Raw genomic sequence first — 815 nt, 5'->3', positions numbered from 1 at the left:
GAAAGGGGGACGGGTGCCACAAATAGAACACTGCTCATTGATGATCTGCAAGCGAGCGGAACAAAGGTCACGCTGGAGAATGTTATAGACATTCAGAAATTGCCTGATGGTCGGACGGTCTGGCTGGAAACGGGAAATAATTCGGCTGGTTTGCAGCACATTAACCGTCATGCGGATGAGTTTGCTCAGAAAGGCATTTCACAGGATCAAATCCCCGATGCTGTATTCTCGGCACTACAACAGAATAAAGTCGTTGGATATCAAGGTACAGGAACTGGACGCCCCATATATGAATATACATTCAATGGGCAGACACATCGCATGGCGATTACTGTAGGCGATAACGGGTTTATCGTTGGTGCGAACCCCACATCTCTGCCTTAGAGGACTGAACTATGGAAGATTTGCGCCCTAAAATTAAGTTGATGGCCGACTATGATTGCTGGCCGCTTTGGGGGCTATCAGCGGTCGGCAATATTGATCCTGATACGCTCTCGTTGTCGGAAGCTACAAAAGAAGCTTTGGCCAAATGGGCACAAGACTACAATGAAACGCTAAATCGTGCTGACCCAATTCAATCTGGGTTTAAAAATTCGGAGGAGGCTTTGGCTTTCAATATAGAGGGGTGGCGGTTGTGGAAGTGTCTTCAGAGCGAATTGCCTGAATTCAAAGTTCTCTACTTTGATAACAATTTAGGCCGAGTATTTTATGAAAGGCCTGTAGAAATTTCTTAATTGCCCACTGGCTCGACATAGTTCGGCATATGAATAGCGCAATGCTTTGACCCGTCATTTGGCGATATGATGGCGCACCCT

2 protein-coding genes are annotated in these 815 nt (G+C 46.5%); both read left to right on the top strand.

What is annotated here, in order from left to right; all coding sequences use genetic code 11:
- The coding region (locus CV013_RS15400; protein ID WP_198591892.1) for a hypothetical protein at positions 1 to 384 on the top strand (384 nt) is incomplete at its 5' end.
- 11 nt (positions 385 to 395) lie between these two features.
- The gene (locus tag CV013_RS15395) at positions 396 to 734 is read left to right on the top strand and encodes a hypothetical protein (RefSeq protein ID WP_198591891.1); all 339 of its coding nucleotides are present in this window, start codon (positions 396 to 398) and stop codon (positions 732 to 734) included.
- The last annotated feature ends 81 nt before the right edge of the window (positions 735 to 815 follow it).

Origin of the sequence: Tsuneonella flava, from assembly GCF_002870965.1 — a bacterium.
In the GTDB taxonomy this organism is placed as follows: domain Bacteria; phylum Pseudomonadota; class Alphaproteobacteria; order Sphingomonadales; family Sphingomonadaceae; genus Tsuneonella; species Tsuneonella flava.
Note: the sequence above shows the minus strand (reverse complement) of the source record. Positions and strands in the feature narration are given on the sequence as shown.